Origin of the sequence: Pedobacter segetis (assembly GCF_016623585.1) — a bacterium.
GTDB classification, from domain to species: domain Bacteria; phylum Bacteroidota; class Bacteroidia; order Sphingobacteriales; family Sphingobacteriaceae; genus Pseudopedobacter; species Pseudopedobacter segetis.
Genome location: NZ_JAEHFY010000018.1, coordinates 56,990 through 73,892, shown reverse-complemented (window position 1 = coordinate 73,892; position 16,903 = coordinate 56,990). Strand labels below are relative to the sequence as shown.

Sequence of the window (16,903 nt, the reverse complement as noted above, 5' to 3'; positions counted from 1 at the left end):
AAAATTAGTGCATTGGTAGTAGAAGAAAGTTATCTGCCAAAATTCAATTTAAAACTTAAACCTCCAGACCCGATTTTTAAATCCTGATACCCTAAGCCAGAAATTGGGTACTTCATAAAAGGTTCTACAGAAATGGTGTTTTTCTTGCCAACTGGGTATAGTAACCCAAAAGAGAAATTTATGGTCCTGGCGAATTTAAAGTAAGAAAAACTACCCGTTGGGTTTTCTTGTTTATTGGTAATGTTACTAGTTCTAACTCCTGTAATAGAATAATTCACAACCGAATAATCATTGATATATTCTTCATTTATCACGCTGTAAGAGCTTATCCCAGAGGTAATAAAAGATTTTATTTTACCCAAGCTAAAATCAAATTTCAGATCAAGAGGAATATCTAAACCGATAAGTTTTGCGTTTGTGATTTGAGCCTCAGGAACTGCTGCCAAAGTACTAAAACTAGTTCTTTTAAAGTCTGATGTAGATTTTTCATTACCGTTAAAACTAGTTGTTTGCCTGTTTAATAGAATACCTGAGTTTACGCTCAGTCTTTTTGTGAGTTTAAATTCTGTAGCTAAACCTAACCCTAAATTAAGTGCATTATTAACACCCGCTTCGGAAAAAGAATAATAGGTATTTGCATCTATAGACATTTTAAAATTATCTTTTTTTACGGGTTTAAGGTTATTTTTAGAGGCAACTTGGGGTAAATTGGCGAATGGATTTTTTTTATAGCTTGTTTGCGCCAAGTCTGGTTGTTCAAAAACATTTGTGTTGGCCGCAATCTCTATTTTTTCAATTGGTTTTTCTTTAAGGTCAATTTTATTTATCAAATTGATGCTGTTCTTCACATTTGATACTGCCAAATAATTAAAAGTACCATTTGTTTCTAGCTGGTTTTCTTTGTTTTGTGCTGTTAAGATAGGGGCGGTATGGACAGTTTTAATTTGAGCTTTTTTTGAGTTTTTAAAGCCATTTATAGGTGTATATGCGGTTAAATTTTCTTTTATGGTTTGGTTTGCAAGAGATTGGTTATCGGTTTTTAAAATGATACTATTTGGTTTTTTAACCGTATTGCTGTGGGTATAAATAGAGTCTTTGATCGTTGTTTTCTCGTTATTATGATGATTGTTTAATCCATTTTTTGCGATAACGGTCTGATGATTTGAATTATCTTTAGAAATTTGGCTCCAGTTTAAGAGCCAAATTAGAGCCAATGCGGCAGCAATGCCACTTGGTAAAGTGTACCAAAATATTAATCCTCTTCTTTTTTTGCGTTTCTTTTCGTTTAGCTTTTTCCAACCATCGTCCGCCATTTGATCGTTGTAATTTCCAAATGTATCGCGGATATGGTTTCTTATAGCCCTATCAAATTGCTCTTTCATAATTCAAATAAAAGTGAGCCTTTACTAATCGTCTTAATTTTTCTTTTGCTCTTGATAAATATACCCTAGAGCTGCTTGATGGCATTTCTAAAATATCCGCAATCTCTTCATGGGTGTAACCATCTATCTCATAAAGATTAAAAACCATACGGTGCATTTCGGGCAGTTCTTTTAATAGCTCTAATATTTCTTGGGCAGATATTTTACTGATGATATGATGATCTGCTGGTGCCTCGTCTGCATATTCTATATCCAGAACCGCACTATGTTTTAGATTTTTTCTCCTATTATCAATGGCAGAATTCACAATGATCTGCCTAAACCAAGGCTTTATCAGCCTACCATCGTCAAAAGTTTTTATAGTTTTGAACAGCTTGATAAACGCATCGTTTGCAGCCTCTAAAGCATCATCCCTGTTGATGCAATAACGCAAGGAAATTCCCATAGCGTAGCCATAAAAACGCTTATAAAGCATTTCTTGGGCCTTACTATCATCTTTACGACATTTAGCGATCAGTTCTTGATCGCTAAGATCGTTGTGGGATTTACTCATTTAATATCTCGCCGTTTTTTAAATATAGCTTATTCTCTGTTTTTGATCTTATTTTAAAATTAATTATTTACTAATGTGATTTTGGCTTTTGCCTTATCTTGTAGCTCACCAGTTTTTGGATGCGGGTTTACATCATAAAGGATAGCTTTAAACTTGCTCTGGTTGATCGAGAAATTTGCGGTATCAGGTTTAAAGTTTGATTTGCCCCCAAAGTAAAGATCAAAAGTTGCAGAATTTTCTTTAGCGTCATAAATTGTGATCTTTACCGCAGCTTCGCCCGCCCTAATGCAGGTTGCGTTTTCTGGGCAACGGCTATCATTTATTTGATCTACCGTTATTTTTAACCCATTATTGGCATCAGGGCCAAACAATGCCGATTCTGATGTCATTAAATCAACTCTCTCTCCGTAAGGGTTTAAAGGGCCGTTTAAAATTCCTTTTTCACAGGCTGCAAAGCATAAAAAAAGAATAAGGATAGATCCAAAAGCGTAAGATTGCATATTGTTAAGATACATGGCATTCTATTTTATTTTTCTTTACGGCAATAAAACAAGATGTGCTACAATGGTCTATAACTTCTTTGCTTCGTTCCAAAAAACATCCATTTCTGCCAAACTCATATTTTGTAAAGATTTGTTTAGATCTTTCGCCTTCGATTCTAAATATTGAAACCTTTTAATGAATTTTCGGTTGGTTTTTTCTAGTGCATTTTCTGGGTTGATGTTGATGAACCGGGCATAATTTATTAAAGAAAACAACAAATCGCCAAACTCTGCCTCTGCTTTTTCTTGGTCTATTTCTATACCTTCTGCAACATCAAACTCTGTTTTAAACTCTTGTAATTCTTCTTCTACCTTTTCCCAAACTTGGTGTTTTTCTTCAAAATCAAAACCTACACCCCTGGCTTTTTCTTGTATTCTTGATGCTTTAACCAAAGCGGGTAGAGAAGATGGAACACCTGCCAAAACTGATTTGTTACCCTCTTTTAATTTGATCTGTTCCCAGTTTTGTTTTACTTGCTCTTCTGTATCGGCAACAACTTCTCCGTAAATATGGGGATGCCTGTTGATCAGTTTTTCGCAAATGCCGTTGCAAACATCTGTAATGTTAAAGTGATTGCCTTCTGAACCAATTTTCGAGTAGAAAACCAAATGGAGCATTAAATCGCCAAGTTCTTTTTTGATTTCTTGCATATCGCCTTCTAAAATAGCGTCAGAAAGTTCATAGGTTTCTTCTATGGTCAAATGCCTAAGCGTTTCTAGGGTTTGCTTTTTATCCCATGGACATTGATTTCTTAGATCATCCATAATGGAGAGCAATCTTTCAAAAGATTTGGCAGGCGAATTTTGTGATTCGAAAATGTTCATGACGTAAAAATAGCTATTGTTTTAAGAAAAGATCAATAGCAATTAATTTCTATACATGAGTTTGATCATTGCTTCTATAAACTTTTTAGCAGTTTTTACATACCTGCGCCGTTAGGGAAACTTTTCCCTCTATTTTTTTCCTTATCCTGCGGCTAAGATCAAGGTAACAAAAAACAGGTTATGCCGTTTTGCCGAAGAGATCCCTTTTGGGATAATAGTTAACGCACTAAAAAGGCCAAAAGCTATGTTTATCTATTATAATTACCGAAACCAGATTTCTATAATTCTTTTTGCATCACTACATAATCTATCCCGTTTTTAGAAAATCGATCACTTGTTTCTATCATGCCAAATTTCTGGTAAAACCCAATTGCGGTTGTACGGGCATTGCACCAGATTTTTTTCGTTTTCTGTTCATCGGCGAAAGCCAAAACATAATTTAATAAGGCCGAGCCAAAGCCTTGGTGTTGGAACTCTTTTAAAGTGACAAATTTCCTGAACTGCATAGATTTATCTATACCCTCGAAACAGGAGACAACGGAAACCAGCTTGTTTTTATGAAAAAGCCCAAAATGGATCCCTTCTTCATCGTTCTCTAATTGCAGTTTTTTTAAAAGCATTAGAGGGTATAATTCTGCCTGGCGAATCATTAAGGTTGCAGCAGGCGCAATTTGTTCTATAGAATAATCAGTATTTTCCAAATATGAATTTTATTATCAACATCAATTTTGGTCTTAAGTTTATTTCACTTCTTTCAACATTTCTTTAACAGCAGCCTCCAATTGTTGATCTTCGCCTTTCAATACCTTATTATAATCGTTGTTTACTTTGATGTCTGGTTCTAACTGATGGTTTTCTGTTGCGTGGGTTTCGCCAGCTCCGTAGGTCGCAATCATTGGGATACCGAAGTAAATGGTTGGATCAATTTGCGTTTCCCACCAAACGGCGGTTCCGGTACCGGCAACTGGCATACCAATCAGTTTACCGATCCCCAATTCTTTGTAGGCATATGGAAACATAAAAGCATCAGAATAATTTCCTTCGCTCATTAAAACGCAGCTTGGTTTGCTCCATTTGTTTAAGGGTTCGCCACCTGTTGTTACATGTCCTTGCGGACGTAGGGTAAAATACAGTTTTCCACCCAGAAAGGTTACCAAGTCATCATGTAACCATCCGCCACCGTTGAAACGCGTATCTACTATTAAAGCATCTTTATTGATGTTTTTGCCTAAAACTTTATCAAAAGTTACACGGAAACTTGGGTCGTCCATACTTCTTACATGTACGTAACCAACTTTTCCGCCAGAAAGGCTATCCGTTAAATGCTCCATGGTATCTGTCCATCTTTTGTAAAGTAAAGTGTTGGTTTCTAAACCACTAGAAATGGGTTTTACGATCTCGCTGAAGGTTTGCTTGGTTTTTGGATCATGAAAATCGATCCTGGTAAAATCACCTGCTTTATGGTTCAAAAACATGGACCAGTCCACATCATCTGTAATTGCGTTTCCATTGATCTTATCAATAACCATATCTGCTTTCATATCGGTTTTGGCTTTATCAAATGGCCCACCGCTTATTACGTCTTTTACCACTAAACCATTGCCGCCTTTGGTTACATCGTATAACAAACCTAAAGCAGCAGTAGCATCGCCATTGGCAAATTTTGCTCTGTAACCGCCCCCGGTATGCGAGGCGTTTAGCTCACCTAAAAACTCACTGATAAAAATTTCAAAGTCGTAATTGTTGTTGATGTAAGGAAGAAACTTGGCATAAGTGGTGTGGTAGGCATCCCAATCTACACCTTGTAGCTTAGGATCAAAAAGTTTTTTCTTCACTTGTTTCCAAGCGTGATCAAATATGTAAGTCCTCTCGGCAGATGCGTCCAATTCCATATTGGCATCTATATTAATCGGAGAAACTTTACCATCATCTACGCCAACTTTCATAATATTGCCACCTGCTAAAACAAAAAGGTTTTTGCCATCTTTACTCATTTCTAGGCCACCACCGCTTACGCCAAGCTTGGCCAATACTTTGGTTTCATGTGTGCGGGGCATGGTTACCCAAAGATCATAACCTTTTTCATAGCGGGCTAAGTAAAATAATTTCTCTCCATCTTTAGATAGCGCAAAGCCTGCAATATCTGTAGAGCTGATGGTTAACTTTTCTGTTCTGTTGTCTAAATTTTTAAGGTTTAAAACAAAATCTTCTTTTGGTTTTTCATCTTCTTTATCTTTCGGTTTTTTGCGGTTTTTTTTATCATCAGCTTTGCTGGTAGAATCTTTTTTAGACAGCTCTTTTTGAAGGTCAAAATCTTCTTTGCTCAATTGGTATTTATCCCAAGTTTCTTGATCAAAGAACATGGCGTAAATATCGTCTTGGCTGCCGCGGCTTAGATTTTTCATCCCATCTTTATCGGTTGCCCAGTACATCATTTTCCCGTCCATTCCCCATTGTGGATGGTTATCTGCAAATCCACTTTCTGTTAAGTTGATCCTGCTGCCACTCCCATCTGCTTTAAGCAAAACAACCTCAGGGGCAAACCACCCGCTTCCTTCATTTGATTGTGCTAATAGATATTTGCTATCTGGCGACCACGAGAAATATTGATCACCATCGGCATAAGAATAATTTAGGCCTTCGGGCAAAACAGTTACGGTTTTCTTGGTACCTAGATCCATCACTTTTAAAATGTTCCTTTCTTCTAAATAAGCTACTTTTTTCCCATCGGGCGAATAACTTGCCTGAAATTCTTCTTTATCGGTAGCGATCAAAGGTTTGGTATTGATAACTGTTGAAGCGTAGAAATATTTTTCTGATGGATTGGCCAAACTAGCTTCGTAAACATCCCAAGAGGCATCATTTTCTACAGAGTACAATAGTTTTTTACCATCAGGACTAAAGCTTACCATTCTTTCTTGATAAGGGGTGTTGGTAATCCTTTTGGTAGTTGAGCCATCAACAGCAGTTACAAAAACCTCCCCACGATAAACAAAGGCAATCTCTTTTCCGCTTGGTGCAACAGCGATTTCTGTGGCGTTCCCTTTTACAGGGACAGTTTTAATCTGGTCGGTAGCAAAATCTGCCATGATGGTGAAATTTAACTTTTTAGGTGTAGAACCTTCTTTAAAAGTATAGATGCTGCCATCCTGAGTGAATGCTAAAGTTCCATCGTTTGAGCGGGAAAGATTTCTTACCGGGTTTTTTTCAAAAGTGGTTAATTGAGTTACTTTATCCGGCGTTGCCACAGAGGCTTTAAATAAATTCTGATTTCCTTTTTGTTCGCTCAAATAATAAAAAGTATCGCCATTTCCCCAAACCGGCTCGCGATCTTCGCCTACATAAGGAGAAACCTTCTTGTATTCATCGTATTTTAGATCCCAAACCCAAATATCGCGAGTAATGGCCGAGGTATGGTGTTTACGATAAGCGTTTTCATAACCTTTCCTATCTTGATAAATGATTTTATCGCCAGTGGTATTAAAATGTGCATATTCTGTACCTGCAGAGTTGATCATCACACTTCTACCGCCTTTAGTCTGTACTTCGTACAACTTCATCCAATAACTATCCCCGGGGAAACGAACCGAAGAGTAAATATCATGCCTGTTTGAGCCGAACAATACTTTTTTATCATCGGTACTGAAATCGTAAGGAATATCCTTATCAGAGTTATAGGTTAAACGGGTTGCTGCACCGCCATTTGCAGACATGGTAAAAACATCAAAATTACCGTAACGATCTGATGCGAAAGCGATAGTGTTACCATCATGGCTCCAAACAGGGTAGCCATTGTAATCTGATGTAATGGTTAAAGGATTTGCCTGCCCACCATCTGTAGAAACCTTAAAAATATTGCCTTTATACTCAAAGGCGATCCATTTTCCGTTTGGAGAAATGGCCGGTTGCTGCATAAATAAAGGTTGTTGAGCTTTAGCTTGAATAAGAAAAAAGATTAGAAAGCATACAGAAAGTAAAAACTTTTTCATGTTTTTGGTTTTGATTAAAACTTTAAAAATAGGGATAAGTATTGATTAATTAAAACCTTAACCCCTTATGAAACAAGGTATTTACAAAGGAATATTCCCATGTTTCTTCCTCGGGTTATTAACCACCTTATTCTCCAGCATTTTAAAAGCCTTGATCAACTTGATCCGGGTTTCTGCAGGCTCGATCACTTCATCAATAAAACCACGTTCGGCGGCTCGGTAGGGGTTTGCAAAAATATCAGAATATTCTTTTTCTTTTTCTAACCATTTTTCTTCTGGCCGCTCGGCCGATGAAATCTCTCTTTTGAAAATGATCTCTGCAGCACCTTTTGCCCCCATTACGGCAATTTCGGCACTTGGCCATGCGTAATTCATATCGGCGCCAATGTGTTTAGAATTCATTACATCATAAGCACCACCATAAGCTTTACGGGTAATTACGGTAATACGAGGGACGGTGGCTTCGCAAAAAGCATATAATAGTTTTGCACCATTGGTAATGATGGCATTCCATTCTTGATCTGTACCGGGTAAAAAACCTGGCACATCTTCAAAAACCAAAAGCGGGATATTAAAGGCATCGCAAAAGCGAACAAACCTAGCTGCTTTGGTAGAAGAATTAATATCCAAAACCCCCGCTAAAAATGCGGGTTGATTGGCAACGATCCCAATGCTTCTCCCTGCCAATCGGGCAAAGCCCACCACAATGTTTTCTGCAAAATCTTTATGTACTTCTAAAAATGAATCGGTGTCAATTACCTCAGCAATCACTTCCCTAATATCATAAGGTTGGTTGGCATTTTCTGGTAAGATGTTATTGAGTTTCTTTCGCTGCTCATCTCCAGCTTCATAGTCCTCAAATGGAGCTTTTTCCTCACAATTTTGAGGCATATAGCTTAACAGTTTTTTGATATGATTGATAGCTTCAATTTCATTGGCACAGGCAAAATGCGTTACACCAGATTTTGTTGCGTGGGCTTGCGCTCCGCCCAATTCTTCAGAGGTTACCTCTTCATGGGTTACAGTTTTTACCACATTTGGCCCAGTAACGAACATATACGAAGTGTTTTCTACCATCAAAATAAAATCTGTAATGGCAGGCGAATAAACCGCACCGCCCGCACAAGGACCCATAATGGCAGAAAGTTGTGGGATTACTCCAGAAGCCATGGTGTTTTTATAAAAAATATCGGCGTAGCCACCTAAAGAAACCACCCCTTCTTGTATTCTTGCCCCGCCAGAATCGTTTAAACCTATTAAAGGTGCGCCATTTTTGAGCGCCATATCCATAATCTTACAGATTTTTTCGGCATGGGTCTCTGATAATGAACCTCCAAAAACCGTGAAATCTTGAGAAAAAACATAAGCCAACCGGCCGTTTATCGTTCCATAACCGGTAATAACGCCATCTCCGGGATATTTTTCTTTTTCCATTCCAAAATCTGTGGATCTATGCGATACCAACATCCCAATTTCTTCAAAAGAACCATCATCCAATAGAAAATGTAAACGCTCGCGAGCAGTTAATTTCCCTTTTTTATGTTGGCTCTCTATTCTTTTTTCTCCTCCTCCAAGAAAAGCCTCTTCTCTTTTGGCGATAAGTTTCTCTAGTTTATTATCCACTTTTTTTAGATTTTTTGGCAATATTGTGAAAGTATAAAAATTATGTGAAAGCTATGGTTAAAATTAATTTGATAAATATTAAAAAAAAGAAATCAATATTTATAATTTAGTCATTCAATATCATAATTTAAAAAATGGTTAATTGTAATTTCCCATTTTGATCATAAAAATGAAAAAACCAGAAGAAAATAAAATATCCACAAAAAACATCTCGGTAGGGCATCATACAGATGAAATTAGTTATGAAAACCTTTTAAAATGGAACAAAGAATGGGTTGCAGAAACATTAAAGGAAGATAGCGATTATTTTAAAAAATTGGCCAAAGGGCAAAACCCACCAGTTTTATGGATTGGCTGTGCAGATAGCAGAGTACCGGCAAATCAAATAACAGGTACAAACCCTGGCGATATTTTTGTTCACAGGAACATTGCAAATATGGTTATCCATACCGATATGAATATGCTGAGTGTTTTGGATTATGCCGTTGCGGTTTTAAAGGTAAAACACGTTATCGTATGCGGGCATTATGGCTGCGGAGGTGTTTTGGCAGCAATGAGCCACAAACAATATGGCTTGATAGACAATTGGTTACGACATATTAAAGACGTTTACCGCACCTATGCCTTTGAATTGGATATGATGGATAACGAGGTAGAAAGAGGCAAAAGATTGGTAGAACTAAACGTGATAGAAAACGTTTATAACCTTTGTAAAACCACAACTTTGCAAAACGCTTGGAGCCAAGGGCAAGAGTTGAGCGTACATGGTTGGGCCTATAGTTTAGAAACGGGGATTATCAAAGATCTTGGCGTTTCCTTTAATTCTGATGAGAAATTAGGGGCCATGTTCAAATTTGAGGCGAAATAAAATCTAAGGGCGGATATTTTTATGATGTCCGCTCTTTTTTTGAAAAAGTAAGTTTAAGCTATAAAGTTTTTGCGGTCCCGCTTTTCGCTATATCTCCCGAGAAAAACGGGAGGATGCCGCTGCAATCGGGTTTATAAACCAAGGTTTTTCGTAACTAACAAAAAATCAGAACCTGTAATACAAATCAAAAGAACCGTATTGGTGCGAAAACACCATACTGCTTTCTTCTTTAGTTTTAAATATAACAGAGAAATCTACCGTCCACCTTTTTTTAGCATAGGCCAAGCCCAATTCTTGTGAAAAAACCAAGGGATTGGTTTTAAAAGTTACCGGGCCTTTATCTGTTCTGAATAAGCCCCCGGCAATAGTTGCATCATAGATAACCAATTGCAATTGCGGTTTCAAGAAAAAATAAAACTCCTTTTCTAAAACACCTGCTTCTTTAAAATTAGAAACATTGCTTTGCGTTGCCACCGAGTGGTATAATGGGTTCAAACTCCCTGTTCTAAATAAAAGCCCCGCACTCAAGCTTGTAAATGTATTGCCCAATCTGCCTTCAAGAGGAAGGGAAAAATCTACTCTTTTATTCCCAGAACGATGGATAAGGTATAATATATCAGCTTTAGCGTTAAAACCAATTTCATTTTTTACCTGATATTCCCACCCTTTAATATCGTAAAAGCCAAAAGTTTTATGGATAACTTCTTGGGCCTCTAAACCCAAAGCATTTGGCCCAATTGTACCCAATTGTAATTCAAATTTCACGGTATGTTCTTTATTGTTTAGGTATTGAAGCGCAAAAGCACCATATAGGTAAGCCGCAAAAGGCCTATCAACATACTTAATATCGGTTATTTGCCCGCTTTGTGCGTTGTACATATATTGCCCAATGCTTGCGCTCCAAATCTTTTTGGTAAAATCTAAAGAATCGGTATAGTTTTTTGTCTTACTTGCTCTTTTATAGGTTATAAAAAGTCCATTGGTATAATATCTATCCTGTCCGGTGCCTAAATAAGAATCGTTTTCACTTTTAAAACCCAGTTCATTTTGGTAAGATTTTATTTGGGAATATCCTGATAAAGAGATAAATATAAATAAAACAGAGATAGATAATTTTAAGGAATTTTGCATAAGAAAATCCGAAATTCATTCGGCTTTTAAAAATACCATAAAAAAGCAAGAACTTGAAAAGTTCTCATATTTGTACAAATTATATTAACATATTTATATGGTCCCGGTTGGGTCCAACGGAAGGATCAATTTGTTTATCGCTTTGGGATAAACAAATGTAATTTTAACATAAGCAAATCATAAGAATTAATAGCTCTAAGATTTTATAGGCAGAACCTGTAAGGTTCTCATATTTTCAGAAATCAACACAAAAAAACACGACCCCAAAGGGGTCGCATATTTTATATTTCTTCAGAAATCACGATATATTCAAAAAGTTTTAACAAACTCTTCAAAACTCATTAAACCATCTCTGGTTTTTTTTCTTCCCGATAAACTATGTTTTGTGGATTTTTAATCTTGTGAGGGAATAAAGCCAAATCGATTACATCTAACATATTGGTCACATAATGAAACTTCATATCCTTGATGTAATCTGCTTTAATCTCTAAAATATCCTTTTCGTTAGATTTACATAAAATAATCTCTTTGATATTTGCTCTTTTGGCCGCTAAGATTTTCTCTTTAATCCCGCCTACTGGTAAAACTTTTCCTCTTAGGGTAATCTCGCCTGTCATGGCTAAATGGTTTTTAACCTGGCGTTGCGTAAATACAGATGTTAAAGCAGTGAGCATGGTAATACCGGCAGAAGGGCCATCTTTTGGCGTTGCGCCAGCAGGTACGTGGATATGTAAATCCCATTGATCAAACAACCTATAATCAATATTCAATTGTTGGGCATGTGATCTAATGTAAGCCATCGCAATAACGGCAGATTCTTTCATCACATCGCCAAGATTTCCTGTTAAGGTCATTTTACCTTTTCCAGGGCTTAAACTGGCTTCGATAAATAAAATATCGCCACCAACGGATGTCCAAGCTAAACCAGTTACCACACCAGCTACCTCATTGCCCTCATAGGCATCTTTATCAAAATACGGGGGGCCTAAAGTTTTCTTCACATCATCGTAAGAAAAATTGGTGTTATATTCCTCTTCCATGGCAATTTTGGTTGCCGCACCACGCACAACAGAACCTAAAGTTTTCTCCAAGCCACGCACTCCAGATTCTCTGGTATAATCCTCAACGATCTTCTCAATAATGGTTGGTTTCAAAGAAATATCCTTTGCTTTTAACCCGTGTTGCTCTTTTTGCTTCGGGATCAAATGCTTCTTAGCGATTTCTACCTTCTCTTCAATGGTGTAACCGTTAACCTCGATAATTTCCATACGATCTAATAATGCCGGCTGGATATTGTTTAAAGAATTGGCGGTTGCAATAAACATCACGTTAGAAAGATCATAATCCAACTCTAAAAAGTTATCGGCGAAAGCGTTATTTTGCTCTGGATCCAAAACCTCCAATAGGGCAGAAGAAGGATCGCCCCGATAGTCGTTCCCCACTTTATCAATCTCATCCAAAACAAAGACCGGGTTGGATGCGCCCGCTTTTTTCAAAGACTGTATTACTTTGCCGGGCATTGCACCGATATATGTTTTACGGTGGCCGCGGATTTCTGCCTCGTCTCTAATACCTCCCAAAGCCATCCTCACGTATTTTCTACCCAAAGCCTTGGCTATTGATTTGCCTAATGAAGTTTTACCAACTCCCGGAGGGCCCACCAAACATAAGATAGGGGCTTTCATGTTGTTTTTAAGTTTTAAGACCGCTAAATATTCTATGATGCGTTTCTTAACTTTTTCGAGACCGTAATGGTCCCTGTCTAAAATCTTTTCTGCTCTTTTTAGATCGAAATTATCTTTGGTAAAATGCGCCCAAGGTAAATCTAGTAACACCTCTAAGTAATTGATCTGTACAGAATAATCAGCAGCAGCAGGATTCATCCTTGCTAATTTATCTAGCTCTTTATGAAACTGAGCATCAATTTCTTTGCTCCATTGCTTCTTCTTTGCTTTATTCCTTAATTCTTCTATCTCCATATCTGGCGAGTTGCCGCCCAACTCTTCTTGTATGGTTTTTATCTGTTGGTTTAAGAAATAATCACGTTGTTGCTTATCCAGATCAACTTTTACACGGCTTTGGATTTGGTTTTTCAATTCTAACAACTGCAACTCTGTACTTAAATGCGTGAGAACCAAAGTTGCCCTTTCCCTTAAATTTGCTACTTCTAACATGGTTTGTTTATCTGCCACAGAGGCATTCATGTTAGAAGATATAAAGTTGATCAGAAAGGGTACGCTTTCTATGTTTTTAATGGCAATTGCAGCTTCTGATGGGATGTTTGGCGAAAATTGGATGATTTGCATGGCCAATTCTTTTACAGAAGAAACCATGGCTTTAAATTCTTTGTCTGATTTTGGCCTTACTTCTTCAAATTTTTGCACATTGGCTTTAATATATGGTTCTGATTGTACTTCATCGCCCAGTTGAAACCTGTTTTTGCCTTGTATTATTACCGTAGTGTTGCCATCTGGCATTTGCAGCATCTTTACGATGATGGCAACCGTACCCACTTTGTTCAGCTCCTCAAAAGTGGGGTCTTCTAGGTTCACATCTTTTTGCGAAACAACGCCGATGATCTTGTTGCCTTTATAAGCATCCTTAATCAATTTGATAGATTTATCTCTGCCAACGGTAATAGGGATAACGACACCCGGAAATAAAACCGTATTTCTTAGTGGTAAAATTGATAAAATCTCTGGAGTTTGCTCATTGTTCATTTCCTCTTCATCTTCTGGCGACATTAATGGAAAAAACTCTGTATCTTCATTTATTAATGGTAGAGATTGGTTAAAATCGAAATTATCGAAGTTGCTCATGCTTTATGATTGTGATTGAACGCCAAAATGACAGAATTATCTTTGATAATGGCTTGTTTTATAAAAAAGACTAATTTTGCAACAGTTATGCCAAGCCATGATTTAAACATTAAATGCCTTATAAACCAATTAATTTCTATCAAGTTAAAAAACGATATGCAATAAAGTCAGTTAGGTTTAGAAAATATTATACAAATAGCATCGTTATACATAAACTTACCATCCGCCGTTTGGCAGGTCAAAAAATGAAAAATAAAGCACATCTATTATTATCCTTCATAGTTCTCTCTTCACAACTCTCATTAGCTCAAACACCCTATGAAAGGCTTGGGCAAAAAGCCATGACCGTTGGTAATTTTACCAATGCAGCTTCATATTTTGAGAAAGCTTATGATAACGACCACGCCAATATGAACGCCTTATGGTTGATGGGCTATTCTAGCTATCATGCGGCAGATTACAATAAATCTATTGCCGCTTTCGATAAATTAATTGCCATGAAACCAACCGAGACAGCAGCTTATTATTATAGGGGAAAAGCAAAGGTTCTACAATCATCAAGTATTACAGATTATGCTTCAAAAGAGCATGAAGCCTTGTTGTTGGGTGCTATAAAAGATTTTTCTACCGCAATAGATTTAACACCAGAGGATATGAAACTATATCAAAATAGAGGATTAGCCAATCAAGAATACGCAATTTACAAAACCCAGAAAGTTCAAGGTGTTTATAACAAGTTGGTAGCCCTAAAATATTTAAAAACCTCCATCTCAGATTTTGAAAAAGTGGCATCTACAAATGGAGAGCGTAGGGATATTACGGCATTGATCCAAAAATCAAAAGACCTGATCAATGATTTGAATTAGCAGCTAAAAAAAATTTAAGAGAAGCTTATTGATTGATAAAGGGGAGGTTAAAAGGTTATTTTACCATTCTCTTTAATTTTACTACGCAAGCATTAAGATTTAGGGTATCTACCATTGATTGTAAACAAAAAAAGCCTGCAGATCATTTGATCTGCAGGCTTTCAGAGTGTTTTGATAATGATTTCTGCGGAGAAAGAGGGATTCGAACCCTCGGTACCGTTGCCAGTACACCAGCTTTCCAAGCTGGCTCATTCGACCACTCTGACATCTCTCCGTATTTTAAAACGGCTTGCTAAAAACAGAATACCGATAAACAGGGTTGCAAAAATAAGATTTTCAAGATAATAATCATCATCATTTTAAAATTACATACTATCTAATCCATTATCTTAATTTTGCCACATGGATAAAAAATTTGAAGCTTACCTTTTTGATCTTAACGGAACTATTATAGATGATATGCAGTTTCATGCAAAAGCTTGGTTTGAGATACTTACCAAAGATTTAGGGGCGGGTATTACTTATGATCAAACGGTTTTGCAGATGTACGGCAAAAACCAAGAACTGCTGGAAAGAGTTTTTGGCGAAGGATATTTTACCCAACAACAAATAGACGATCTATCTATCGAGAAGGAAAAAAGGTATCAAGCTGCATTTAAACCGCATTTAAAATTGATTGATGGTTTAGGTGTTTTTTTGGAGAAAGCTTATCATGAAGGAATTAAAATGGCCATTGGTTCGGCCGCAATCCCTTTTAATATCGATTTTGTTTTGGATAATTTAAACCTTAGGAAATACTTTCCTGTGGTGGTAAGTGCAGATGATGTCATGTTAAGCAAGCCCCATCCCGAAACATTTACAAAAGGAGCGGATATTTTAGGTGTGGAATACAGCAAATGTTTGGTTTTTGAAGATGCCCCAAAAGGAGTGGAAGCTGCTAAAAATGCCGGAATGCAAGCGGTAGCTTTAACCACTTTACATACGCCCGGTGATTTTGCCGTTAAAGACAATGTAATCGGATTTGTGAAAAATTATGATGGTTTAGATTTATTTAGGATTTGATAGGCAAATACTGAGCTGCAGCCCCGGTTTATTTAGTTAAGCTAAAGGTAATAATGAAGGTTATAAAGTGGTTTGTATTTATGTGTAAAATGTTACCTAACAGATTTGTACATCCCTAAACGTACTGGTTTTGTTAAAACTATATGCCAAAGGTGGTTTTTTCTTGAACGAAATGAAGCTGCACTAACACAAAGGAAATATCTCCACATACGGTAAAATCTTTCATCATAATTATGTTTAATGCTGTCCCAGCTTTCTTCAAAGTTTTTTAACCAAGCCATTAATGTGGGATCATAATAAGTGCCAAAGTTATGCCAATCCTCCAAAACAAAAAGACCTTGCCATGCTTTTGATAGCTGACTTGCGGAAGGCAACATCCCATTTGGGAAAATATATTTATCTATCCATGGATCTGTTGTTTTAGCATCATAGTTGCCTCCAATGGTATGGATAAAAAATATGCCATTATCTGTTAGGTTTTTATCGGCCACTTCCATATATGTCCTAAAATTACGGTATCCAACAGCCTCTAACATTGCGATGGATACTACTCTGTCAAATTTTCCTTCTACATCACGGTAATCTTGAACCCTAATTTCAACTGGCAAACCTTCATTGATCTTACGGGCCAAAATAGCTTGCTGATCGGATATGGTGATGCCCACAACTGAAACGCCATACTTTTGAGTAACATATTTGGCAAAAGTACCCCATCCACAACCTATTTCTAAAAGCGTCATTCCTTTTTCGAGTTTAAGCTTACGGCAAATTAGATCAAGTTTTGCTTCTTGTGCTTCTTCCAAATTGGTTGCTTTTTCCCAATAGCCACAAGAATACATCATGTTCTTGTCCAGCATTTTCTCAAAAAGCTCGTTACCAATATCGTAATGCTTATAAGCAACTTCTTTTGCCCTGCCTAAGGTTTGTCTATTTTTGAATTTTGCGTTTAAAAAATAAAATGCCGTAAAAATATCCCTAGGTAATTTTTTATCTAAGCGATGATATAATACCCGGTGCATGAATTCGTCAACGGCTTCGCAATCCCACCAACCATCCATATAAGCTTCTCCAAAACCAATAGAACCTCCTGCTATAATTCTGTTATACAGCTTGGGATTGCGTACCTGAATGTCCCAAGGTTTATCTCCGTTAACAGTAACACCAACGGTTGCAAAAGCTTTTTTAAAGATTTTTTCGAGTGATATCATTTGGGGTTTATTAAGTAAGCCAATTCATCAAAAAT

13 protein-coding genes and 1 tRNA gene are annotated in these 16,903 nt (G+C 37.0%); 3 read left to right on the top strand and 11 right to left on the bottom strand.

Annotated features, from left to right (window positions below):
- Nucleotides 1–29: 29 nt before the first annotated feature.
- From I5M32_RS12955 to I5M32_RS12925, 7 genes are all read right to left on the bottom strand, one after another.
- Entirely contained in the window at nucleotides 30–1,382 is a 1,353-nt protein-coding gene (locus tag I5M32_RS12955) for a hypothetical protein (protein WP_200587063.1), read from the bottom strand.
- On the bottom strand, nucleotides 1,366–1,935 hold the full coding sequence (locus tag I5M32_RS12950) for an RNA polymerase sigma factor (protein WP_200587062.1): 570 nt from the start codon (nucleotides 1,933–1,935) through the stop codon (nucleotides 1,366–1,368). Before I5M32_RS12950 ends, I5M32_RS12955 begins: the two co-directional genes overlap by 17 nt.
- A 59-nt stretch (nucleotides 1,936–1,994) precedes the next feature.
- Nucleotides 1,995–2,450: a hypothetical protein gene (locus I5M32_RS12945; RefSeq protein WP_200587061.1), complete on the bottom strand. Its 456-nt coding sequence runs from the start codon at nucleotides 2,448–2,450 to the stop codon at nucleotides 1,995–1,997.
- 54 nt (nucleotides 2,451–2,504) lie between these two features.
- Nucleotides 2,505–3,302, bottom strand: a complete 798-nt coding sequence (gene mazG / locus I5M32_RS12940; RefSeq protein ID WP_200587059.1) for a nucleoside triphosphate pyrophosphohydrolase — start codon at nucleotides 3,300–3,302, stop codon at nucleotides 2,505–2,507.
- Nucleotides 3,303–3,580: 278 nt separating this feature from the next.
- A complete protein-coding gene (locus tag I5M32_RS12935; protein ID WP_200587057.1) occupies nucleotides 3,581–4,003 on the bottom strand; it encodes a GNAT family N-acetyltransferase in 423 nt (140 codons plus the stop codon).
- Nucleotides 4,004–4,042: 39 nt separating this feature from the next.
- On the bottom strand, nucleotides 4,043–7,291 hold the full coding sequence (locus tag I5M32_RS12930; protein WP_200587055.1) for a S41 family peptidase: 3,249 nt from the start codon (nucleotides 7,289–7,291) through the stop codon (nucleotides 4,043–4,045).
- Nucleotides 7,292–7,372: 81 nt separating this feature from the next.
- Nucleotides 7,373–8,914 (bottom strand): acyl-CoA carboxylase subunit beta, encoded by a 1,542-nt coding sequence (locus tag I5M32_RS12925; RefSeq protein ID WP_200587053.1) that lies wholly within the window; start codon nucleotides 8,912–8,914, stop codon nucleotides 7,373–7,375.
- A 169-nt stretch (nucleotides 8,915–9,083) separates the two neighbouring features.
- Between I5M32_RS12925 and can the strand changes: the two genes are divergently transcribed.
- Entirely contained in the window at nucleotides 9,084–9,782 is a 699-nt protein-coding gene (gene can / locus I5M32_RS12920) for a carbonate dehydratase (RefSeq protein ID WP_200587051.1), read from the top strand.
- A gap of 165 nt (nucleotides 9,783–9,947) precedes the next feature.
- Here can and I5M32_RS12915 read toward each other — a convergent pair whose 3' ends face one another.
- On the bottom strand, nucleotides 9,948–10,913 hold the full coding sequence (locus tag I5M32_RS12915; protein ID WP_200587049.1) for a lipid A deacylase LpxR family protein: 966 nt from the start codon (nucleotides 10,911–10,913) through the stop codon (nucleotides 9,948–9,950).
- 341 nt (nucleotides 10,914–11,254) lie between these two features.
- Nucleotides 11,255–13,732, bottom strand: a complete 2,478-nt coding sequence (gene lon, locus I5M32_RS12910) for an endopeptidase La (protein WP_200587047.1) — start codon at nucleotides 13,730–13,732, stop codon at nucleotides 11,255–11,257.
- A gap of 245 nt (nucleotides 13,733–13,977) precedes the next feature.
- On the opposite strand from lon, the gene I5M32_RS12905 reads away from it, so the two are divergent.
- Nucleotides 13,978–14,598, top strand: a complete 621-nt coding sequence (locus I5M32_RS12905; RefSeq protein ID WP_200587045.1) for a tetratricopeptide repeat protein — start codon at nucleotides 13,978–13,980, stop codon at nucleotides 14,596–14,598.
- A 187-nt stretch (nucleotides 14,599–14,785) separates the two neighbouring features.
- On the opposite strand, the gene I5M32_RS12900 is transcribed toward I5M32_RS12905, so the two are convergent.
- A tRNA-Ser gene (locus I5M32_RS12900) sits at nucleotides 14,786–14,872 on the bottom strand.
- Nucleotides 14,873–15,000: 128 nt separating this feature from the next.
- Between I5M32_RS12900 and I5M32_RS12895 the strand changes: the two genes are divergently transcribed.
- The gene (locus I5M32_RS12895) at nucleotides 15,001–15,660 is read left to right on the top strand and encodes an HAD family hydrolase (protein WP_200587043.1); all 660 of its coding nucleotides are present in this window, start codon (nucleotides 15,001–15,003) and stop codon (nucleotides 15,658–15,660) included.
- Between the two features lie 92 nt (nucleotides 15,661–15,752).
- Here the strand turns inward: I5M32_RS12895 and cfa are convergent, their stop codons facing one another.
- Nucleotides 15,753–16,868 carry a cyclopropane fatty acyl phospholipid synthase gene (gene cfa, locus I5M32_RS12890; protein WP_200587041.1) on the bottom strand — a complete coding sequence of 372 codons (1,116 nt, stop codon included), beginning with the start codon at nucleotides 16,866–16,868 and terminating at the stop codon, nucleotides 15,753–15,755.
- Nucleotides 16,869–16,903 lie beyond the last annotated feature (35 nt).